At 37.5% G+C, this 21,483-nt stretch carries 20 protein-coding genes; 13 read left to right on the top strand and 7 right to left on the bottom strand.

Annotated elements, in window-relative coordinates:
• Positions 1-27: 27 nt before the first annotated feature.
• From NIZ91_09960 to NIZ91_09970, 3 genes are all read left to right on the top strand, one after another.
• Positions 28-1,224, top strand: a complete 1,197-nt coding sequence (locus tag NIZ91_09960; protein USY56946.1) for a hypothetical protein — start codon at positions 28-30, stop codon at positions 1,222-1,224.
• A gap of 291 nt (positions 1,225-1,515) precedes the next feature.
• Positions 1,516-2,601: a tyrosine-type recombinase/integrase gene (locus tag NIZ91_09965; GenBank protein USY56947.1), complete on the top strand. Its 1,086-nt coding sequence runs from the start codon at positions 1,516-1,518 to the stop codon at positions 2,599-2,601.
• Between the two features lie 115 nt (positions 2,602-2,716).
• Positions 2,717-3,151, top strand: coding sequence for a hypothetical protein (locus tag NIZ91_09970; GenBank protein ID USY56948.1), 435 nt, complete (start codon positions 2,717-2,719; stop codon positions 3,149-3,151).
• A 28-nt stretch (positions 3,152-3,179) separates the two neighbouring features.
• On the opposite strand, the gene NIZ91_09975 is transcribed toward NIZ91_09970, so the two are convergent.
• On the bottom strand, positions 3,180-3,629 hold the full coding sequence (locus NIZ91_09975; protein ID USY56949.1) for a MarR family transcriptional regulator: 450 nt from the start codon (positions 3,627-3,629) through the stop codon (positions 3,180-3,182).
• Between the two features lie 198 nt (positions 3,630-3,827).
• Between NIZ91_09975 and NIZ91_09980 the strand changes: the two genes are divergently transcribed.
• The gene (locus NIZ91_09980; GenBank protein ID USY56950.1) at positions 3,828-4,628 is read left to right on the top strand and encodes an HAD family hydrolase; all 801 of its coding nucleotides are present in this window, start codon (positions 3,828-3,830) and stop codon (positions 4,626-4,628) included.
• 2 nt (positions 4,629-4,630) lie between these two features.
• Here NIZ91_09980 and NIZ91_09985 read toward each other — a convergent pair whose 3' ends face one another.
• On the bottom strand, positions 4,631-5,563 hold the full coding sequence (locus tag NIZ91_09985; protein USY56951.1) for a PD-(D/E)XK nuclease family protein: 933 nt from the start codon (positions 5,561-5,563) through the stop codon (positions 4,631-4,633).
• Positions 5,564-5,890: 327 nt separating this feature from the next.
• On the opposite strand from NIZ91_09985, the gene NIZ91_09990 reads away from it, so the two are divergent.
• Complete coding sequence (locus NIZ91_09990) at positions 5,891-6,391, top strand: GNAT family N-acetyltransferase (GenBank protein USY57142.1); 501 nt, start codon at positions 5,891-5,893, stop codon at positions 6,389-6,391.
• A 41-nt stretch (positions 6,392-6,432) separates the two neighbouring features.
• Here NIZ91_09990 and uraH read toward each other — a convergent pair whose 3' ends face one another.
• From uraH to NIZ91_10005, 3 genes are read right to left on the bottom strand one after another with little or no spacing between them, the layout of a single operon-like run.
• The gene (uraH, locus tag NIZ91_09995) at positions 6,433-6,792 is read right to left on the bottom strand and encodes a hydroxyisourate hydrolase (protein USY56952.1); all 360 of its coding nucleotides are present in this window, start codon (positions 6,790-6,792) and stop codon (positions 6,433-6,435) included.
• A 1-nt stretch (position 6,793) separates the two neighbouring features.
• Entirely contained in the window at positions 6,794-8,284 is a 1,491-nt protein-coding gene (pucL, locus tag NIZ91_10000; GenBank protein ID USY56953.1) for a urate oxidase, read from the bottom strand.
• Positions 8,285-8,296: 12 nt separating this feature from the next.
• Positions 8,297-9,619 (bottom strand): purine permease, encoded by a 1,323-nt coding sequence (locus NIZ91_10005; protein ID USY56954.1) that lies wholly within the window; start codon positions 9,617-9,619, stop codon positions 8,297-8,299.
• A 271-nt stretch (positions 9,620-9,890) separates the two neighbouring features.
• Between NIZ91_10005 and NIZ91_10010 the strand changes: the two genes are divergently transcribed.
• From NIZ91_10010 to ilvD, 5 genes are all read left to right on the top strand, one after another.
• Positions 9,891-10,376 carry a hypothetical protein gene (locus NIZ91_10010; GenBank protein ID USY56955.1) on the top strand — a complete coding sequence of 162 codons (486 nt, stop codon included), beginning with the start codon at positions 9,891-9,893 and terminating at the stop codon, positions 10,374-10,376.
• Between the two features lie 136 nt (positions 10,377-10,512).
• Positions 10,513-11,586: a branched-chain amino acid aminotransferase gene (locus NIZ91_10015; protein ID USY56956.1), complete on the top strand. Its 1,074-nt coding sequence runs from the start codon at positions 10,513-10,515 to the stop codon at positions 11,584-11,586.
• Between the two features lie 187 nt (positions 11,587-11,773).
• A complete protein-coding gene (locus NIZ91_10020; protein ID USY56957.1) occupies positions 11,774-12,232 on the top strand; it encodes a hypothetical protein in 459 nt (152 codons plus the stop codon).
• Between the two features lie 200 nt (positions 12,233-12,432).
• Complete coding sequence (locus NIZ91_10025; protein USY56958.1) at positions 12,433-13,359, top strand: manganese-dependent inorganic pyrophosphatase; 927 nt, start codon at positions 12,433-12,435, stop codon at positions 13,357-13,359.
• A gap of 196 nt (positions 13,360-13,555) precedes the next feature.
• Entirely contained in the window at positions 13,556-15,232 is a 1,677-nt protein-coding gene (gene ilvD, locus NIZ91_10030) for a dihydroxy-acid dehydratase (GenBank protein USY56959.1), read from the top strand.
• 78 nt (positions 15,233-15,310) lie between these two features.
• Here ilvD and NIZ91_10035 read toward each other — a convergent pair whose 3' ends face one another.
• Together NIZ91_10035 and NIZ91_10040 are read right to left on the bottom strand one after the other, a co-directional pair.
• Positions 15,311-15,589, bottom strand: a complete 279-nt coding sequence (locus NIZ91_10035) for a hypothetical protein (GenBank protein ID USY56960.1) — start codon at positions 15,587-15,589, stop codon at positions 15,311-15,313.
• Between the two features lie 171 nt (positions 15,590-15,760).
• On the bottom strand, positions 15,761-16,099 hold the full coding sequence (locus tag NIZ91_10040; protein USY56961.1) for a hypothetical protein: 339 nt from the start codon (positions 16,097-16,099) through the stop codon (positions 15,761-15,763).
• A 284-nt stretch (positions 16,100-16,383) separates the two neighbouring features.
• Here NIZ91_10040 and NIZ91_10045 point away from each other — a divergent pair, with 284 nt between their 5' ends.
• The 3 genes from NIZ91_10045 to NIZ91_10055 all read left to right on the top strand — a co-directional run bounded on the left by NIZ91_10045 (position 16,384) and on the right by NIZ91_10055 (position 21,477).
• Positions 16,384-17,502, top strand: coding sequence for a GAF domain-containing sensor histidine kinase (locus NIZ91_10045; protein USY56962.1), 1,119 nt, complete (start codon positions 16,384-16,386; stop codon positions 17,500-17,502).
• A 12-nt stretch (positions 17,503-17,514) separates the two neighbouring features.
• A complete protein-coding gene (locus NIZ91_10050) occupies positions 17,515-18,150 on the top strand; it encodes a response regulator transcription factor (GenBank protein USY56963.1) in 636 nt (211 codons plus the stop codon).
• Positions 18,151-18,276: 126 nt separating this feature from the next.
• A complete protein-coding gene (locus NIZ91_10055) occupies positions 18,277-21,477 on the top strand; it encodes a DEAD/DEAH box helicase (GenBank protein USY56964.1) in 3,201 nt (1,066 codons plus the stop codon).
• Positions 21,478-21,483: the final 6 nt, after the last annotated feature.

Genomic DNA, 21,483 nt, shown 5'->3' on the forward strand with positions numbered 1-21,483 from the left:
AAGATAAAAGAAAAAAGGGGGATTCAAATGCGAAATCTATGTGTAGTGGCCATAATTTGTTCCCTGTGGCTTTTGTTGTCAGCATGTAGTGAGCCAAAGTCTGCTCCAGCCCCGACACCCAAAGAAACTAAATCAGAAGCTACTGTTCCAGCTGAAGCTGTTGATGAGTCAGCTAATGAGCCTAAGAAAAATTCTTCTCTTCCCGTTGTAACAAACGAAGAAGCTAAGCAGCTTGCTACAGATTCACTGTCAAATGTTGTCCAAACCTTTGACGTGTTAGGGAAAGAAGAGGAATGGGACAATGAGGAGAAACCAGCAGATTTTCAACTGCTAAGTCCTAAGCTTAAAGAGTTTGCTACGAGTTCATTAGTTGCTACAAAGCTAAAAACAATCGCCACTTCTTATTACTGTCAATGTGATGAACAGCCTATTCCAGATCTAAAAACAACGGTGCGTTTTAAAGTAATTAACAATCGCCCTGGTCAATTTTCAATTTCAGCTATTCAACCTCTGGATGAAAAAGGGAACGGAGGTACAACTATTTATTTAAATATGAAATATGGAAAAGATGGTTGGAAGTTAAATGAATGGGACGAAATGACGTATCGTCAAAAATCATTAGATATTTCTTCAGATGAGTATATAGAATATCGAAAAATAATAACGCCTAACGAAACAGTGTCGTTTAATAAAGAAACGGCCATTGAAGATAAAGATGGTAATCAAGAGAAGGTTTTACTTTTTAAAGATGGTTCTGGAGAATTTGGTGTTTTAGCAAAGAGCTCGGAGCGGATTAACCAACTTAAAGAAGATATGCCAGTCATTTTGCCTGTGGAAGATATTGAGGTAGATTTGAACAAAGTTACAGAAGTAGATGCTTCGGTTGTTCGTGCATTTACAGAAACCTATTTACGTGATTTAACAGAAGCTATTAATCTTAATGAGTTTGATCGTATTCAACATTATTTTGAAAAAGATAGCACATTGTTTAATGAACAACAGCAGCTCGTTAAAACACTGTATGATCGAACAATACGAGAAGATCTTGCAACGGTTGATATTTTAGAATGGACGCCTAAGGAAGAAAATAGCTACGAAGTAAAAACGAAAGAAGTTATGAACATTACCATAAATGAACATACGGAAGAAAAAGAATATTACCGAGTATACACAATCGTACATGAAAATGAAAAGCTCGTCATTACTCAATTAGAATCTTACTGAAAACTCAGCACCTAGCTGAGTTTTTTTCGAGGTAAATACTTTATCATACTAACGCAAGATAACTCTTCCTTATCAAGCGTTAGTATGATAAAGTAAAGAAAAAGCAGAAAAAACGCCAATAAATTACATATTTTTACATAATTATTGATGTGTTTAAAAAAACGACCTCTTTAAATAGGGTTATATATCGTTTTAAAACAACTTTAATACCAATACATTCAATTTTAAAAAAACCTCTTAAAATGGATTTTGAAGCTTTTAAGAGATGGTGATTAAAAGAAGGTGGAAATAATGAAAAATGAAAACAAATTAATGCAAAGTCAATCTTCTCTGTCTTTTCGGCAATTAAAAGAACAGTGGGGAAATCTGTTAGATGAAAATCAAAATTTATCGTTGAGTCATACAGACAATGAAACATTTGTTGAGCTTTTTATGAACATTAAAATGATAAAGCCTGAGCTGTCTCCACATACCATTCGAGCGTACCATCAAGATTTAAAGACAGTTTTGACTTTTTTTAAAGAGATAGATGTTTCCTTAAAAGAAGTTGGGTTTATGGAAGTGAAGGCATTTAATCATTGGGTGAATCAAACGTATGCAAAAAGAAGCGCTGCAAGAAAGTTAGAGTTTTTTAGAAGGATGCTCACCTTCGGTCATGAAACGCAGTTTTATCCTTCGTTGTATACAACTTGGATTGAAAAGCCTACGATTTCAAAGGGACATTATAGTGAAAAAAAACAGGTCAATCGAACGGAATACAGAGAGTTAAGTGTAAGAGAAGCTGAAGTCATTGTAAAAACGCTTGAAGATGTTGTAAAACATTCAATGCTACAGAAAGAATATCAAGCACGAAATCGGCTGATGGGTATGCTTTTATATTTAAGCGGAATGAGGTCTAGTGAAGTATTAAGCTTAAACTGGGGAAGTTTCCGTGAAGATCGTCGTGGCAATATACTAGTGGATGTGTTCGGAAAAGGAAAAAAAGAACGAACAATCCCAGTGTTTAAAGACGTTCAAAACGCCCTGTTTCACTACCGGGAGAGTTTAGGAGAATCGATGATGCTGAATCCTTCAGATGAAACGCCCCTTTTTTTTCAGCTTAAGCCGTTTATCAAAACGGGAGTTAAAAAAAGATTATCGTATACAACGCTTTATCGACTCATCAAAACAGCGGTTTATGCAATTCAAGGTAATTCATCTATTTCACCACACTGGTTTCGTCACACCTTCATTACGAACAGCTTAGCAAATGACGTCCCCTTATCAGTGGTAAAACAAGTAGTAGGACACGCCTCTATTGCAACGACTAATATATACCTAGAAAAATTACAAGAAGACACCGTTTACGATGCGTTTCGAAATTCTGGTTATCGCTAGATTTCTATAACTATATTATGTAAACTTTAAGAATGAAACTCTCCCATTTCTCTTCTTTTTCGAATAAACCCTTCATTTATCAAATATAATGGTCTAAAAAGGGAGGCGAAGTGCAATGGGCGTTAAGCATCCGCTTCAACATCATTTCGGAGAAGTGACCGAAATATTTCATTATATTCATGATTTATGTGAAAGTGCAGGACTGTACATTGATTGGCACGGCACTACACAGACCGTACAGCTATATCGAAATAAAGAATCAAGAGAAGCGGGAGATCGATACATAGGAGCCATTCAATATGAAGGTAGTAATGAGTTGCAAAAGCGAACGCCTTCAACGGTGAGTTTACGTTTTCGAAGGAGTAACTTAACATCACCATTTAAATATTTACTTGAAAACATTACAACGTTTCGAAAAGACACTAACAAAGAACCTTTCGTTAACCCAGAGGCTGAGTCGATTGCGTTTAAGTTTACGGCGCTGGATGAAGAAGCGAGGGAAACGCTGAGACAAATTGAAGATGTGCTAAAAATGGCAAGGTGTATTTAAAGCAGGCCCTCTAGTTGAAGTGCCTGCTTTACGTATGTCCAATCTCTTCTTGTAGAGATTCCGCTCTTTTTTCCAATTGCTGAAGTACGTTAAAATAAGCAGCTAAATCAGCTTCATTCATTTCCTCAGTTAGCATGTTAAAAAGGTTTTCAATAGGGCCCGTTATCTCCTCTTGCAAAGCCATTCCTTTTTCTGTTTGCTGAATATAGTAAGAGCGGCGATCTTCAGGGTTTTTTATTCGCTGTAAGTGACCGCTTTTTTCTAATAAATCTAAAATTTTTGTAAGCGTAGCTTGGTCTTTATCCGCTTTTATAGCTAGTTGCTTTTGTGTAATACGATCAGCTTCCGATACCTTCTTTAATACCGTCCATTGTTCAGGCGTTATGCCATAAGGGCGTAAGAAACTGGCTACCAGCCTACTCAAGCGCTTTCCAACCTTTGCTGTCGTAAAGCCGTACATTTCTTCCAGTGATTTCATTTGTATACCTCCAAGTGCATCCTCATTCTTTTCATCATATCACATTCTACTCTTTCAGTTACATTCCAAATAAGGTTTTTTAATATGATAACGCTATCATTTTAGAAGAATCCGAATTTAGCTAGACTTCTTTAATTGAACAATGTAATCTAGTGTTAGAATAGTTCAACTTTTTAAATAAATAAAAGAGGTGTCTGAATGAGTACTGATAAAATGAATATCAAAGCAATCTTTTTCGACTTAGATGATACGTTACTATGGGATAAAAAGAGCGTCGCGGAAGCATTCCGTGCAACGTGCGAGTACGCAGCTCAAAGGTATGATGTTGATCCTGCGGAGTTGGAAGCAGCTGTACGCGAAGCGGCCTCTACACTGTATGCTACATATGAAACGTACGAGTTTACAAAAATGATTGGTATTAATCCGTTTGAAGGGCTATGGGGAGATTTCCATGATGAACATGAGAACTTCCAAAAAATGAAACAAATTGTGCCAACTTATCGTAAAGATGCATGGACACAAGGATTAAAGTCGCTTGGACTTGATGACGAAGCATTTGGTGCAGAGCTTGCAGAACGATTCCCTAAAGAACGTCGTCGTAATCCGTTCGTATACGAAGATACGTTTGAGGTATTAAATGAACTACGCGCAAACTATAAGCTGTTGCTATTAACAAACGGATCGCCTCAGCTTCAGAATACAAAACTAGAAATCACGCCAGAAATTGCTCCGTATTTTGATGAGATTGTCATTTCTGGAGCATTTGGAAGAGGCAAGCCTGATCCGTCAATTTTTGATCATGCGTTATCTTTGTTAAACTTATCAAAAGATGAAGTGATTATGGTTGGTGATAATTTAATGACGGACATTCTTGGCGCTTCTCGAGCTGGAATACGCTCTGTCTGGGTGAACCGTGACAATAAAAAAGCGGATAAAGTTGTACCGTTTCATGAAATTAAAAGACTGAGTGAGTTGCATGAGTTCTTAAATCAAGAATAATTTTAATCATTTTTTTTGCAAAGCTCTTGATAGACACAATGTCTACAGCGAGTGCTTTGTTTCAATGGAAACGCACTTAGTGGCTTCGGTTGATTGTACTCTGGGTGTTCGATATATAGATGCATGTTTATCAGGCTCTCTTTAAGAGTATGATGGAATGCATCTATTTCTTTTTCTGTTACAGAATACGTGTGGTTACCTCCTGAATAAAGGTATTCGTTACGAATCTGAATAGAACTTAGTGGAGCATTGTAGGTTCTTTGTATATAAAGAGCGCAAAGAGCGAGCTGTGTCAGGTGGTCATGCGCCTGCTTTCCCGTTTTCCAATTCACGATGATGTATTGGTTTGTATCTGGCTTATAGTAGAGAAGGTCTAATGAAACAAATACTTTAACTGAGTCAAGTTCTACTGATTGAAACGCTTCTTGCGGAAGAATTTGAATTGAATCACTTGACTGAAGGTCTCTAAATGTTTTACTTCGAAAAAAAGAGGTGACACACCTCTCGATGGACGTTTTGGTTTGCTGAATTTCATAATCTGCTAAATATCCTTTTTGGTAGTATTCTAATATCATGGTGTACACATTCGGCTCATGATACCAATCGTCGCCGTAGTCTCTTGTTTGCAAATAAACACGACGTAATTCGTGATCAACGAAATTACGCATGGCAGTCCTTTGCTCTTCAAGTGATGCTGTGTTCTCCCTAAAAGAATAATTTTGAATAGCTTGCCTAACTGCTTGTCCCACTAAGAGGGGCAAAGTAACCATTTTCTTTAAGCGATAGGCTTGTTTTGCAAGTTTAGTAGAAGAAGAGAGCCAACCTTCATGGGAAAAATAGTACTGATAAGCATATTTTCTTGGGCATTCTATCATCTGATTATGGCGAGCGTGTGACCATGAAAAACGAGGGGGATTGGCTAGGAGCATAATCATCACGTCCTTATCCTTTTTGTAGCATACATATGAAGAAATCTAAAATTTAGAACGAAAAATGACGAAAGAACTAAAAAAAGCTTGCCGTTTCACTCCGGCCATGCTATAGTAAAGAAGCGATGAGCTAATTTGTGTAAGTCGAAGGATATGCTTTTGCTAAACGTATGAATGTGGTCATACGGTCCTCGCCTCAAAACGCATCAAAGACGCCCAATCGGGCGTCTTTTTGTATATTCAGTACATGAGTCATTTGAAGCAAGACTATAGCGTTACTTTTCATATTCCTTTAAAATAAATGCTAGATAGAAAGAGAAAAAAGGGGAGTCTATTGTGATACGTGAAATAGAGATGACTGATGCGCCTCAATTTGTTGAGATGATTAAGCAAGTAGAAACTGAAAGTCAATATATGCTCTTTGAAGAAAACGAACGAAAGTTAAGTTCAGAGCAACAGGAAAAGCAAATTGAAATGATGAAACAACAGCGAAACTCTACGCTTTTAGTAGCAGAAGTAGAGGGGGAACTAATTGGTTACTTACAGGCTGTGGGTGGAGTGGTGAATCGAAGTGCCCACGTCGCGTATGTATCAATGGGTATTTTAAAAGACTACCGAGGAATGGGTATCGGTTTGCAGTTGTTCCAACAGCTTGAAGAATGGGCAAAAGAGCAGGAAATTCATCGCCTTGAGCTAACAGTTGTAGTTGAAAATGTAATTGCAATCCATTTATATAAAAAAGTCGGCTTTCAAATTGAAGGCACAAAAAAGCATTCACTGCGAATTAATGGACAATATGTCGATGAATATATCATGAGTAAGTTATTAGAATAGATCAAAATAAAAAGGAGCAGCTTAAGCTGCTCCTTTTTATTTTAACTACCTCGATAAATTTGATATCCCCATGGAGAAACAAGAAGGGGGACGTGATAGTGTTCAAATGTTTCTGAAAGCCCAATCCTAACTGCTACTTTTGTTAAAAAAGCAGGGGTGCTCGTTTGCACTGATTGGCTTATCGAAAAGTACGTTTCAATATCGAATAAAAGTTCATACTCACCTGAAGTAAATGGTTCCTTGCTGAAAAAAGGTTGGTCGATGCGTCCATCTTCGTTTGTGATTGTGTCCCCGATCCACAAACGTTCAGTATTACCTTGAATTCTGTAGAGTGAAACAACAATTCCCTTAGCTGGTTTTCCGCTTGTTAAATCTAAAACATGAGTCGAAAGCGTCGTCATGTTAATTCGACTCCTCGAGTGCAGATGTAACCGCTATTTTGACATCCTCCTGCGTTACCGTAAAGACTTGAAAACCAAATGGTGGCTTTGGCTCGGTATACACTTTTCCGTTAGAATTTGGGATGTCTTCAACGACTGAATCCCATGTGTGGTTTTGTGACTCGAAGGTAATATCTTTTAGCTGTGGAAATCGTTCGAGTACGCGAATGCCAATTAGATAAATTAAGTTTTGAATAGACGGTGTTTCAGTTTCGTTAAACACGGAGCACGCGATGTCTCTTACCTGTTCCGCCGCTACATAAGAAAGAGGCGCATCACCTATTGCATCTTCTGACTGTGTATATGTCCAGCCAATGTTTAAATAAACAAAGAGAGGGCGATTAGAATCTTCAGGTAACGTTGTATATTCATCCCTAACGAATCCAATAAATGAATTGCCTTCTACTTTAATTAGCTGCAAATCTTTTAGTTTGCTATATTGCTCGGTAATTTGTTGACCTTGAGCTGTTCGTTCTAGTTTGATACCTGCTTGCGCATACTCATTTCGAGATCTTTTATAAACGAGCTTGCTTTCAGTAAGCGTATTGCCAACCATACCGTTTGTGGCTTCAAATGGGACTTCGTCTCCGATTAATTCAACTGTTTCCATCTGAGGGTATTTATCCAAAAACGCTTCAGCGACATACTTTAAGAAACCTTCAATCGTTGAACCTTCATAGCTACCTAAATGACGCTGAATAAAGTTTTTCATAGAATCTGTTGCAACGACAAGGCTATTATCACCTTCTGTAAATGAAGACAAAAACTGACTTCCTCCTATCGCAACTTTTACATTAACACCAAATACGATGTTGTTTCGTCCGCTAAATTCAGACTCTGGAATGACCTTCACACCTTTAAGCGGTTTTAAATACGTACGATAAGCAAATACATCCCCTTTTCCATAATACATTTGACGGTTTGAGTGGTTTGTCATTGTAACACGCTCCTCAGTTTTTATTTTGTCTGTTAATCGAAAGTAAGCAATTTTATATACTTCAGCTAACGCTGTTGTAAACTCTGTGTTTTTATCGTTCTTTAGACGATCAAGTAAGATTTGATAGATTGTGCTTTTCGTTTTTCCTCTTACCGCAATGATAAAAGGAAAACCAAAGCGATTCATATAGGCCTTGTTTGCATGTATGAAATCTTCATATTCTCTCGCTGTAAGAGAGGTTAAACCAGCACCTTTTTGCTCATTGATAGAGTGAGTAGTCATAGCGATTTTGGCTCCTAGATTTGGATGCGCTTGTAGTAAGTCTAATTTTCTTTGATCAGAAGCTTCATTAATAATTTTGATTGTTCGGTGGTGAAATTCTTGAAGAGAAATAAACGGCCGGAGCGGAACAATTTTTTCTACAATCCAAGAAGAGTGTTCGTAGATATCTTGAAACAATTCAATAAACGTTTGCTCAGGTAATTTATTTACCTCGTGAATCGTTCGCTTTATCATGTTAGCACCTCATTATTTAGATTCTGAATAATCAGTTTTTTTGAAAGTGACGATAGGTCTATTTTGGGTTTCACTAGAATGAAAGATTAAGTTTAGTAAAATAGCAGCGATGCTTCCTGTAATAATACCATCACTTACAAAAATTTTGAGTGCAGCTGGGAGCTGAGCGAATAGATCAGGTACGACCGTAACTCCTAAGCCAAGTGATAATGAACAGGCGATAATTAATAAATTATTTTGATTAGAAAAATCAACGTTGCTCAGCATTTTAATACCTGATGAAATAACCATTCCAAACAATACAATCATTGCACCGCCCAGTACAGGAGTAGGAACGATCGTTGTTAATTCAGCAATTTTAGGAACTAGACCTAACATAATTAAGATAATTCCTGCTACTACTACGACATTTTTAGTCTTTACTTTCGATAGTTGAACAAGCCCGACATTTTGAGCAAATGTATTGTAAGGAAAAGCATTAAAAATACCACCTAGCATAATAGCTAATCCTTCAGCCCGATAACCTTTAACGAAATCTTGATCGTTTAAATCTCGCTCACAGACTTTGCTTAGTGCAAGAAAAACCCCTGTAGATTCAATTATAATTACGACCCCAACCAGTATCATAGTTAGAATAGGGCCAACCTCAAATGTGGGTACACCAAAATAAAAGGGAGTAGGAATATGTAACCAGGAAGCTTCTTTTACACCTGACAAATTAATCATACCCATACATGCTGCTACAATTGTTCCTGCTACAATGCCAAGGAGTACGGACAATGCTCGCAAAAAGCCTGTAAAAAAACGATTTAAAAATAAAATGAAAGCGAGTACTCCAAAAGCCAATGCTAAATTTTCTATAGACCCAAATTCTTCACTGCCAACACCGCCACCCATATTTCGAACGGCTGATGGCACAAGTGACAGCCCAATCATTGTCACGACTGTCCCAGTTACAACCGGTGGAAAAAGTTTAACGATTTTTCCAAAGAAGTTAGCAAATAAAACGATAAACAGCCCTGCGGCAATAATAGCGCCGTACACTGCGCTGATTCCATACTGTGAACCAATGGCTATCATTGGTGTAACCGCAACAAATGAGCTCCCAAGTACAACTGGTAAACCGATTCCAAACCAGCGATTGTTCCAAGCTTGCAATAAGGTAGCAATGCCGCATGTTAGTAAATCGATTGCTACTAAATAGGCGAGTTCCTGCGTACTTAAATTTAAAGCGCGTCCCACGGTTAACGGCACAAGGATAGCTCCAGCATACATCGCCAATACATGTTGCAGACCCAATGAAGTAAGTGCTAATGGATTTTGTGTTTTTTTCATACAAAATCTCCTTTCATTATATCACATGTAATGTTATAAAATGTAACATTAATCAGTGTTGTTACTATCTTAATTCGTTTCGAATATTCTGTCATTAGTGAATGTAACTAAAAAATAGAAGTTTTTTTTTGCTCTTTTTCCAAAAAAAGAAATAAATTTAAGGCCATGATATGTTTCTTTACAAAGAAAAGAGTATGAGAATTTTATGAAAATGAATAAGCTCTGTACTCATACACTATTACAAGACTTTATTAATCAATGGAGGTGCATCATGAAAGAATGGATACATCGAAAATTTCAACAGGTAGCAAATGACGAGAGAACGCTTAAGGCAAAAGAAAAACTAGCGGACGGGGGAATTACGGTACCTATTTCAGCTCCTATGCTTACGCGGTTGTTTCAAAGACAGCTAAGGAAACAAGATCAAATCAAGAACCTAAGTATAATTTTTCAAGAAAATATTATTGAAGTAAAAGGTAATGTTCACAAATATTTGTTGAAAATTCCTTTTCAAATAAATCTGGAACCTTCTTCAGCTAACGGACGTGTGCTTTCGTTTCAAATTCATGAAATGAGACCTACAAACCGCGATTTTCTTAAAAAGAAACTATTTGATAAACCTCCAGTAACAGCTTATAAAGATGGGCAAATCCACATTGACCTAAACGAAATTGATAAAGTGAAACTCATTCCAATTGGAACGATTAAGCAATTTTCCATTCAAGACAATAAGCTACGCGTAAAAATCGGCATGTAAGTGTTAAAAAATCTTTTTATAAAAAATTTAGAATTTTTCATCTTTACCTATTGTGACAATCTTCCATCTAGATGTACAATGGAATTTATATAAAGGTAAATAACCCTTAAATTCAAGAAAGCAAGGAGAAGCAACCATGACAAAGTACAATATTGATGTAACATTAACTCAAACAAAAAAAGAAAAACCAAACGCAAATGAATTAGCATTTGGTAAAGTATTCACGGACCATATGTTCATTATGGACTACACAGAAGGTCAAGGTTGGCATGATCCGAGAATTATTCCTTATCAGCCTCTTACGTTAGATCCAGCATCGATGATTTTCCATTATGGCCAATCAGTATTTGAAGGCTTAAAAGCATACGTAACAAAAAAAGAGCAGGTATTGTTATTTAGACCTGACGAAAACTTTAAACGATTAAACAAATCAAATGATCGTCTATGTATTCCTCACTTGGATGAAGAAATAGCGTTAGAAGCGCTAAAAAAACTAATTCAAGTAGATCGCGATTGGATTCCAAATGCTGAAGGTACGTCTTTATATATTCGTCCATTCATTATTTCAACAGAACCATATTTAGGCGTTTCGCCATCTGATCGTTATCAGTTTATTATTATTTTATCGCCTGTAGGTTCTTACTATAAAGAGGGTATTGCACCTGTACGAATTGCGGTTGAAAATGAATTCGTTCGATCTGTAGCAGGAGGAACAGGTAGTGCGAAAACGGGTGGAAACTATGCGGCAAGTCTAAAAGCACAGCAACTATCTGGTACAAAAGGTTACTCTCAAGTACTTTGGCTAGATGGCGTAGAGCGCAAATATATTGAAGAAGTGGGAAGCATGAATATCTTCTTTAAAGTAGATGGTGAAGTAATTACCCCGTCTATTAACGGAAGTATTCTAGAAGGTATTACCCGCAAATCGGTTATTGAGCTATTGAAGCACTGGGGGATCCCTGTTTCAGAACGCAAAATTTCAATTGCTGAAATAAAGGAAGCTTATGCAGCTGGTAAACTAGAAGAAGCATTTGGAACAGGAACAGCAGCGGTTATTTCTCCAGTGGGTGAATTATTCTGGGAAAATGAAGGTATGAGCATTAATGGTGGAAAAACCGGCGAAGTTACAAAAAAATTGTATGATACGCTAACAGGCATACAAAGTGGCACGGTTGAAGATCACTTTAACTGGTGTGTAGAAGTAAAGTAAATACAATCTAACTGAGAATTCAGTATGAATCACAGCTGCACCACTAGAGAGCGTTTAATAGAAGTGATTTAATCCTCAAAAAGAAAGCTAGCATGAGAGCTAGCTTTCTTTTTTTGAGGTGATTATTCATATAATTTTCTCTTTGACGCACATTAACAGTAAACGGTAAATAAAGGAGGCTATATGCGTGGCACAAATCGTAATGTGGGGATTGTTTATTGGACCATGGCTGTTATTCTTTTTCTTTGATAGCAATCGCATAAAGCGTTATGTTCCCGCTGGGCTTTTTGGGATTGTTATGTTGACGATTGTCTTTGAAATGGCTAAACGCTATGATTGGTGGGAAGTTAAACAAACACTGTTTTTCTTAGAAGATATGACCCCATTTGTATTCGGCGTATTTTTTGTGGGTACAATCCTTATTTTTTATTTTACTTATCCCGGTTTTTGGACTTTTTTCATCTTAAACGCTGTCTTTGATTTATTTCAAGCTTATATAATGAGCCCATTTTTTCAACGGTTAGGGATTTATGAAATGCGCTCTATAAATGCATTCCAGCTCTTTTTAATTATGACCGCTGTGGCCATTCTTTTGTATCTTTATCAAAGGTGGCAAGACAGTTCATTTAAAATTGAAATTAAATAATAAAGCGTTAACATAAAATAATTCCATCCATTCATACCGAATAAAAAGGATTTATTTTAGCTAAACGAAAGAATTTTTCAATAAATAGTAAAACGAACGGGAAAGTTTGTGTTAAAATGTCAATGTTGCGTCCTTAAGCGGAGAATTTGCGTCAAAGGAACAAGACTTTTATTTACATAGTTAGAAGGAGAGAGAGTTCTATGGAAAAAGTATTTATTTTCGGACATAAAAATCCAGACACAGATACAATCTGCTCGGCAATTGCTTATGCAGATTTAAAGACAAAGCTAGGTGTGAATGCAGAACCTGTACGTTTAGGGGACATTAATGGTGAAACACAGTTTGCTTTAGAGAAGTTCAACGCAGAAGTACCACGCTTTGTAGCTGAAGTATCAAAAGAAGTGAATGAAGTTATTCTAGTTGACCACAACGAGCGTCAACAAAGTGCAACTGACATTGACCAAGTGCGCGTGCTTGAAGTAATTGATCACCACCGTATTGCAAACTTTGAAACGGCAGATCCATTATACTACCGTGCAGAGCCTGTAGGTTGTACAGCAACAATTTTAAATAAAATGTACAAAGAAAATGGTGTTGAAATTGAGCCGAATATCGCTGGATTAATGCTATCAGCTATTATTTCTGACTCTTTATTGTTTAAATCACCAACTTGTACAGATCAAGACGTTGCAGCAGCAAAAGAGCTTGCAGCTATTGCTGGTGTAGACCCAGCAGAATATGGGTTAGCAATGTTAAAAGCAGGTGCAGACCTTGGAGACAAAACAGCAGCTCAATTAATCTCACTTGATGCAAAAGAATTCACAATGGGCGCTAGCAAAGTAGAAATTGCGCAAGTAAACGCAGTGGATGTTAACGACGTTATTGAACGTAAAACAGAAATTGAAGAAGTAATTGCGGCGACAATTCAAGCCAAAGAATTAGATTTATTCTTATTGGTTGTAACGGACATTCTAAACAGCGATTCAACTGCTATTGCACTTGGATCAGAAGCTGCAAAAGTAGAGCAAGCATATGGAGTACCGCTAGTGAACAATATGGCGCTATTAAAAGGCGTTGTATCACGTAAAAAACAAGTTGTTCCAGTTCTAACTTCAGTATTTGCATAATCTATAAAAAAACCTCGAGGTTCTTTGAGATCCTCGAGGTTTTTTTTATTATTTCAACATAAAAAATCGCTTATTTTGTTATAAGTCTTTACAAAGCATATGTTAATTTGTTAAATTAGTATCTATATTAAAAATTGTTTAACAATTTAAAAGATTTATATTTCTTTAGATCGTTACGAATACGGAGGGAATTATTGTGACAGAATTAAGAAGTAACATGATCAAAAAAGGCTTTGATAGAGCACCTCATAGAAGCTTACTACGTGCTGCGGGTGTAAAAGAAGAAGATTTCGACAAACCGTTTATTGCGGTGGTAAATTCATATATTGATATTGTACCTGGGCATGTACATTTACAAGAGTTCGGGAAAATTGTAAAAGATGCTATCCGCGAAGCGGGTGGTGTTCCGTTTGAAATGAACACAATTGGTGTAGATGATGGAATTGCAATGGGACATATTGGTATGCGCTACTCACTTCCAAGTCGTGAAATTATCGCAGATTCAGTAGAAACAGTTGTTTCAGCACACTGGTTTGACGGAATGGTTTGTATTCCAAACTGTGATAAGATTACGCCAGGAATGTTAATGGCTTCCTTACGCTTAAATATCCCATCTATTTTTGTAAGCGGCGGACCGATGAAAGCTGGACAAACAAGCGACGGTCGACGCATCTCATTATCTTCAGTATTCGAAGGCGTAGGTGCTTACCAAGCAGGAAAAATTGATGGTAAAGGACTTCAAGAACTAGAGCAGTTTGGCTGTCCGACATGTGGTTCATGTTCTGGGATGTTCACGGCTAACTCAATGAACTGTTTAGCTGAAGCTTTAGGCTTAGCACTACCTGGAAATGGGACAATCTTAGCTGTTGCACCTGAACGTAAAGAGTTTGTAAAAAAATCAGCAAAGCAGTTAATGGAACTAATTAAGCTTGATTTAAAACCGCGTGATATCGTAACAGAAAAAGCAATTGACAATGCGTTTGCGCTTGATATGGCTCTAGGCGGTTCAACAAACACTGTTTTACATACGCTTGCGCTTGCGAATGAAGCAGAAATTGACTATCCACTTGAACGTATTAACGAAGTAGCAGCACGCGTACCGCATTTATCTAAGCTTGCACCAGCATCTGATGTCTTTATTGAAGATTTGCACGAAGCAGGCGGTGTATCTGCTGCACTAAATGAGCTTTCAAAAAAGCCAGATGCACTTCATTTAGATACAATCACAGTTACAGGTAAAACGCTAGGTGAAAATATTGCGGGGTGTGAAGTACAAGACTACAACGTTATTCATCCAATCGATAAGCCATTTACTGAAAAAGGTGGACTAGCTGTATTATTCGGCAACTTAGCTCCGGATGGTGCGATCATTAAAACTGGTGGAGTTCAAGACGGTATTACACGCCACGAAGGACCAGCTGTAGTATTTGATTCTCAAGACGAAGCGCTTCACGGCATTGCAAACGGCAAAGTGAAAGCTGGAGACGTAGTTATCATTCGTTATGAAGGTCCTAAAGGAGGACCAGGAATGCCTGAGATGTTAGCTCCTACTTCTCAAATTATGGGAATGGGATTAGGCGCGAAAGTAGCTCTACTAACAGATGGAAGATTCTCTGGAGCATCACGCGGCTTATCGATTGGCCATGCTTCACCAGAAGCAGCTGAAGGTGGACCACTTGCATTTGTCGAAAATGGAGATCATATCGTAATTGATATTGAAGAACGTCGCATGGATGTAGAAGTGGCACCAGAAGTATGGGAAGCTCGTAAAGCTAATTGGAAAGGCTTTGAACCAAAAGTGAAAAAAGGATATCTTGCTCGTTACTCTAAACTTGTTACATCAGCAAGTACAGGCGGAATTATGAAAATCTAAAACAAACAAAAGCCCTCTAGCTCATTTACTAAATAAAATGAATGAGCTAGAGGGCTTTTTCATATAGCATTCCTACGATTAATCATTTAATAATTGCAGCTCTTTTTGATAGCTTAAATAAGTTTGGACTTTGTGAATAGCAGAAGAGTAATCTTTAATCAGATAATGAATCGAGGTAATAACGCTGTCGGGATAAGCGTCAAGGTTTTGAAGTAATAATAGACGTTGATATCTCATTAATTGTTTTTCAAAATAATGCAGCACTTGTTCAGGGGTTTTGACAACTAGTACTTTCATGTATTCGTGAACCTGCTTTTCGAGAAAGAAATAGCGATCTACAAAAAACATAACCTTCATCTTATCAGCCTCCTTTAAATTATAAGTCAGTAAGTCATACGCTGAAGATTTTACATGATAGACGATTTTCAATCATAACCTTTTATCTTCCGCCTGAGGAAAAAGGAACAAATGTTAAATAGCAAAAAGAAATCCTCGGTTGAAGGATTTCTCTTCGCAAACAACCTATTACTACGCACTCATATTCGAAATAGAGGACTGCTGATATTTCGCAATCTTACATTTTATATATGTAGGTGTTTCACCAAATAAAGTTGCCACAAATAAAACTGCACCGTAACGTGTTTTTGCATTAGAAATTTCACGATTCACAAGGTATTCGTATACAGCCGCTTCCAGATTGTCTATAAATAAAAGAACATGACGCTTTTCGAAGAGTAGTTGATACATTTCAATAATAAGCTCTGATCGCTTTGAAAATTTTTCTTCTAATTGCGTTAAGCGATATGGTGTCAGAGGTACTTCGCATTGGATAATGTATTTTAATTCTTCTAAAAACAATTTATTCACGACGGTCACATCCCTATCCTTTTAATAAATTCATTTTAGCACTAACAATCTATTTTTGGAAGCGTTTTCAATAATATTTTTTTATGAAATTCATCCTCAATTTCTGACATTTTTTTGCGAGTTCTTGTATTAATTGTAGTATAGTTCGAATGAAAATCGAACGCTAGGGAATTGTTAAAGAATCTAACAAACTATTTTTATATTTTCAAAAATCAAGCGGTAGTTGGAATGAACTACCATTGCTATATGGTACAATAGCTATATATCTAAATTAGGTGATGAAGATGACAAACGAACAGTTGAATGAACTAAAAATATTAAAAGACATTGCAGAAATTCTAAATGAAAGTACAGACGTAAAGAAAATGCTTCAAGGTACTCTGGTCCAACTGCTTAAAGCAACTCAACTGCATACGGGGTGGATTTTTTTAATTGACGAGTGTGGAAATTATGAACTCATGGCTGCTCATAATTTACCTGATGGGTTAACGAATCATCAAATTGAACCTATGCGTAATGGCAGCTGTTGGTGTGTTAGCCGCTATTGTAACGGCAAACTAACAAAAGCAACAAATACAATGGAGTGCAAAAGGCTGGATGAAGCTACCGTTCACGATTGGGGCGAAACGAATAACATCACTCATCATGCAACCGTTCCTCTTTATTCAGGGAAAGAACAGTTTGGCATATTGAACGTTGCGGCACCGGGAAAACAGTATTTTAATCAACAAGAGCTAGATATATTAGGTGCTGTCGCGCTTCAAATCGGGACGGCTCTGAAAAGATTAGACTTAATAAAGAAAGAACAAGAGATGCGACTTAGAGATGAAAGAAATCGCTTAGCACAAGATCTTCATGATTCTGTTAATCAGCTTTTATTCTCAATTCAGCTCACTGCTAAAGCAGGAACAAAAATTGGCCACGGGGCATCGGGGGACATGTTTGAACTAATTCAACAAACGGCTAGCCAAGCGCAAGCGGAGATGAAAGCGCTGATTTTACAGCTTCGTCCTGATGGGTTGCAGCAAGGACTTGTTTGTGCGTTAACAAGCTATGGTGAAATGATTGGTTTAAGCGTAAACGCAATTCGAGAAGGCACGGCTTTTTTACCAGCTTCCGTGGAAGAAATGCTTTTTAGAGCTGGGCAAGAGGCCATGAACAATTGCAGAAAGCATGCAGGTGTACATGATGTAAAACTCCTTTTATCGATTCAAAAAGAAAAGGTTACTATGACCGTTAGTGATAAAGGGATGGGTTTTTGCTACGAAGAGTATGAATCAGCAATGCTTCCTACAATTGGCTTAAAAGCAATGAAGCAGCGAGTTGAGAAGCAATCTGGTACATTTCATGTAACTAGTAAACTAGGAGAAGGAACAACGATTCAAATTGCTGTTCCTTTTTAAGGAGAGAGAACGATGAACATACGTATTTTAATTGCAGATGACCATCATGTCGTTCGCAAAGGGTTAGCGTTATTTTTACAGACCCAGCCTGATATAGAAATTGTAGGAGAAGCGTCAAGTGGGCAGGAAGCCGTCCAAAAAGTGAAAGAACTAAAGCCTGACCTTGTGGTGATGGATTTATCAATGCCGGGGCTTGATGGCATTCAGGCTACTAAACAAATTAAGCAAGAGCAGCCAAACGTGAAAGTAATGATTCTAACGAGCTTTTCAGATCAAGATCACGTCATACCAGCTTTAGAAGCAGGGGCGGAAAGTTACCAGCTAAAAGAAAGTGACCCGGATGAGCTGATAGTGGGAATTCGAAATGTACTAAACGGTCAACATCAGCTAAGCCCCAAAATAACAGCGCACTTATTAAATAAATTAACGCAACCGGTAAAAAAAGAGCCTTTGTTGTTAGATTTATTAACCAAGCGAGAGCGTGAAGTATTAAAAGAAATTTCTTCAGGAAAAAGCAATAAAGAAATCGCAGCTGCTCTACATATAACAGAAAAGACGGTTAAAACGCATGTCTCAAACATCCTATCAAAACTTCAGGTTCAAGATCGTACCCAAGCTGCTCTATATGCTGTAGAGCATCATGTTTAAAAATAGGTTAGGTAGTACCGAATGGATGTACATGGTATAATGGAGAGATTAAATAAATCATGCTCAAGTATTTTTGAGCATGATTTATTTTATGAGGAAAAAATTAGCGATAGGAAGAGTTAAAAGATGCGAATGTTAAATGAAGCGTATTTAAAAGATGCGTATTCAAGTCGAACCTACTATAGAGGTCATACATATTATCAACAACAGCGAGTTACAGACTTAGAATACAATGAACAAACGAAAACATGGATAGGATTTGTTGAAGGAACGGAATCATATACGGTTATGATTCAAATGAAAGAACAAGGATACGCTTCTTCTTGTGAGTGCCTAGCTTATCATGAATTTGGTGAATGTAAGCATGAGGTAGCGGTTCTTTTAGCCATTTGTGAACAGCAAGCAACAAAGACTGACGTTGCATCAACATCTCGGCGGAAAAGCTATGAACACCAGCGCGTCAATTCTTTTATTCAATCCTTCGCAGATTTTCATCAATCCGTTATCGAGAATGACAGCAAGGATGAGAAGGAACAGTTATCGGTTGAATATATTTGTAAGTCTCATTCAGAACGCTTTTCTCGAGACGAGGAGCTTTACTTAACAATTGAGGTGAAGGTAGGAGTTGATCGAACCTACGTTGTAAAAGATTTGCGATCTTTTTTAGAAGATGTAGCCGAAGATGAACCTCATGAGTTTACCAAGCGATTTTCATATGATCCAATCGTACATTATTTTACGAGAGAAGATGAAATGGTTCTTAATCTTTTACAGCAAATTGTTGAAAGCGAACGTTTTTATAAACAAACTTACGCTTCTCCGAGACGAACGGTTACTAATAAAGAGCTTGTTATCCCGACGTCTGTAGCAAAGCCGCTTTTACACGCATTGAAAGGAAGAGATTGGACTTTTGTTCATGAAGATGAGACATATAGAGATGTATTATTGAAAAAAGAAGGTCTTCCATTTTCTTTTTTTATTGATGAAAACCAAGCCAAAGAGTTTCAAATTAATTTTCGAGAGCTAGACGAAGCTTCTTTTTTCAATCGTTATCGTTTGATTTTTGCGAGTGGTCATTTTTACGAACTCACGAAGAAGCAGCGAAAGCTTGTAGAAGGATTGCTGGAAAATATGCCTATTCAGCCAATTTTATCGGTTGATGATGAACAGATGGGAACGTTTTTGTCACAAGTAGTACCTGGCTTACGCAAAGTAGGAGAAGTGAAAATTTCACAAGCGGTAGAAAATCAAGTTATGTCTCCACCTTTACAGGCAAAACTGTGGGTAGAGAAAGAAAGCAAACAAATTCTTGTAACGCTTGAATATCATTACGGTGATTTTGCGATTAACCCATTCCAGAATACCGATGAAAAACCAAGGTTTATTCTGGTACGAGACATGGAAAAAGAAGCAATTATTATGGATATTATTGAACACGCACCCATTAATATTTATAAAAATCAGCTCTATCTTCAGCAAGATGAAGAAGCGATGTTTGAATTCCTGTTTCGTATTCTTCCTCAACTTGAAGGACTTGTAGACATTCGTATAAGTGAAGAAGCAAAACAAGAAACGCTCTATGATGCTTCAAACTTGGTAACAAGTATTGATTTAGAACAGCAAAGCAATCTATTAGAAATTAATTTTGACTTAGCTGGAATTGATGATAAAACGGTACAAGAAGTCCTGAAATCTGTACTTGAAAAGAAAAAATATTACCGCTTAAATAACGGGGCATTTCTTTCGCTTGAGCAAGATGGATTTCAGCAAATTCGGGACTTGTTTACAGAGCTAAATGTAAAAAAAGAAGAGCTAGAAGAAAATCGCCTTCACGTCCCGCTTTATAAAGGAATGCAGGTTGAAGAAATTCTTGGTCAATCACAGCAGGCTAAAGGTCGATTAAGCGAAGCTTTTCAAACGCTTGTTAAACGTATTGGAGCACCTGATGAAAGTAATTGGCGTCTACCTTCTAGTTTGTATGCAGAGCTTCGAGACTATCAGTATACAGGATTTCGATGGTTTAAATCCCTATCCGCGTATTCATTAGGAGGCATACTTGCTGATGATATGGGACTTGGAAAGACGCTTCAAACGATTGCTTATCTACTTTCAGAAAAAGAACAAAACGATGTATTACAGCCATCGCTAATTGTTGTACCCGCTTCCTTAGTTTACAATTGGAAGAATGAATTTGAGAAGTTTGCGCCTTCTTTAAAGGTGCAAACGATTGTTGGAACTCCAAAAGAGAGAAGCGATTTGCTTCAAGAAAGCGCGGATATTTTTATTACGTCTTATCCAACGCTTAGACAAGATATGCCTTTATATAAAGAAAAAGAGTTTCATGCTCTAATTTTAGACGAAGCTCAAACAATTAAAAACTATGCTACGAAAGCAGCTGCAGCGGTACGAACAATAGCTGCTCCAAAGCGCTTTGCATTAAGCGGTACACCTATTGAAAACTCACTTGAAGAACTGTGGTCTATCTTTCAAACGATATTACCAGGCTTGTTACCAAGCCAGCAAGGTTTTAAAAAGATGTCTTCAGAGCGTATTAGTAAATTAGTGCGTCCGTTTATTCTCCGACGCGTGAAGAAGGATGTTCTAAAAGAACTTCCCGATAAAATTGAAACCACGCAGCGCTCAGAGTTGTCAAAAGAGCAAAAAGAGCTGTACGTTGGCTATTTAGAGCAGTTGAAAAGCTCGTTAACAACGGAGGATTTTCAGCGAAATCGCATGAAAATCTTAGCTGGATTAACGCGTTTACGTCAAATTTGCTGTCATCCTGCGCTCTTTATTGAAAATTACGAAGCGGAGTCCAGCAAGCTCGAGCAGCTGCTAGAAACCGTGCATCAAGCATTAGCTAATGGGAAAAGGATGCTGATTTTTTCACAGTTTACCAGCATGCTTCATATCATTAGAGAAAAGCTCGTAGAAGAGAGCATTTCCTTTTTCTATTTGGATGGTCAAACAGACGGGAAAGAGAGAGTAGAAATGGCCAATCGTTTTAATGAAGGCGAGCACGATATTTTTCTAATCTCGTTAAAAGCTGGTGGGACAGGGCTAAATTTAACGGGAGCAGATACCGTCATTCTATACGATTTGTGGTGGAATCCAGCTGTTGAAGAACAGGCTGCAGGACGGGCTCATCGTCTTGGTCAAAAGAATGTTGTACAAGTGATTCGCTTAATTGCCCAAGGCACAATTGAAGAAAAAATCTATGAGATGCAGCAAAAGAAAAGAGAATTGATTAGCCAGGTCATTCAACCAGGTGAAACGATGCTAACAAGTCTATCTGAAGAGGAACTACGAGAACTTTTAGAGATGTAGCTCATA

Origin of the sequence: Bacillus sp. 1780r2a1 (genome assembly GCA_024134725.1) — a bacterium.
GTDB classification, from domain to species: Bacteria; Bacillota; Bacilli; order Bacillales; family Bacillaceae_H; genus Priestia; species Priestia aryabhattai_A.

Bases quoted from the DNA above. Each gene is read 5' to 3' on its own strand.
- NIZ91_09985 (USY56951.1), bottom strand. From the start codon at position 5,563: ATGATTATGCTCCTAGCCAATCCCCCTCGTTTTTCATGGTCACACGCT.
- NIZ91_10005 (USY56954.1), bottom strand. From the start codon at position 9,619: ATGAAAAAAACACAAAATCCATTAGCACTTACTTCATTGGGTCTGCAA.
- NIZ91_10045 (USY56962.1), top strand. From the start codon at position 16,384: ATGACAAACGAACAGTTGAATGAACTAAAAATATTAAAAGACATTGCA.
- NIZ91_10050 (USY56963.1), top strand. From the start codon at position 17,515: ATGAACATACGTATTTTAATTGCAGATGACCATCATGTCGTTCGCAAA.
- NIZ91_09965 (USY56947.1), top strand. From the start codon at position 1,516: ATGAAAAATGAAAACAAATTAATGCAAAGTCAATCTTCTCTGTCTTTT.
- NIZ91_09975 (USY56949.1), bottom strand. From the start codon at position 3,629: ATGAAATCACTGGAAGAAATGTACGGCTTTACGACAGCAAAGGTTGGA.
- NIZ91_09960 (USY56946.1), top strand. From the start codon at position 28: ATGCGAAATCTATGTGTAGTGGCCATAATTTGTTCCCTGTGGCTTTTG.
- pucL (USY56953.1), bottom strand. From the start codon at position 8,284: ATGATAAAGCGAACGATTCACGAGGTAAATAAATTACCTGAGCAAACG.
- NIZ91_09970 (USY56948.1), top strand. From the start codon at position 2,717: ATGGGCGTTAAGCATCCGCTTCAACATCATTTCGGAGAAGTGACCGAA.
- NIZ91_10055 (USY56964.1), top strand. From the start codon at position 18,277: ATGCGAATGTTAAATGAAGCGTATTTAAAAGATGCGTATTCAAGTCGA.
- NIZ91_09980 (USY56950.1), top strand. From the start codon at position 3,828: ATGAGTACTGATAAAATGAATATCAAAGCAATCTTTTTCGACTTAGAT.
- NIZ91_10025 (USY56958.1), top strand. From the start codon at position 12,433: ATGGAAAAAGTATTTATTTTCGGACATAAAAATCCAGACACAGATACA.
- uraH (USY56952.1), bottom strand. From the start codon at position 6,792: ATGACGACGCTTTCGACTCATGTTTTAGATTTAACAAGCGGAAAACCA.
- NIZ91_10010 (USY56955.1), top strand. From the start codon at position 9,891: ATGAAAGAATGGATACATCGAAAATTTCAACAGGTAGCAAATGACGAG.
- NIZ91_10015 (USY56956.1), top strand. From the start codon at position 10,513: ATGACAAAGTACAATATTGATGTAACATTAACTCAAACAAAAAAAGAA.
- NIZ91_10035 (USY56960.1), bottom strand. From the start codon at position 15,589: ATGAAGGTTATGTTTTTTGTAGATCGCTATTTCTTTCTCGAAAAGCAG.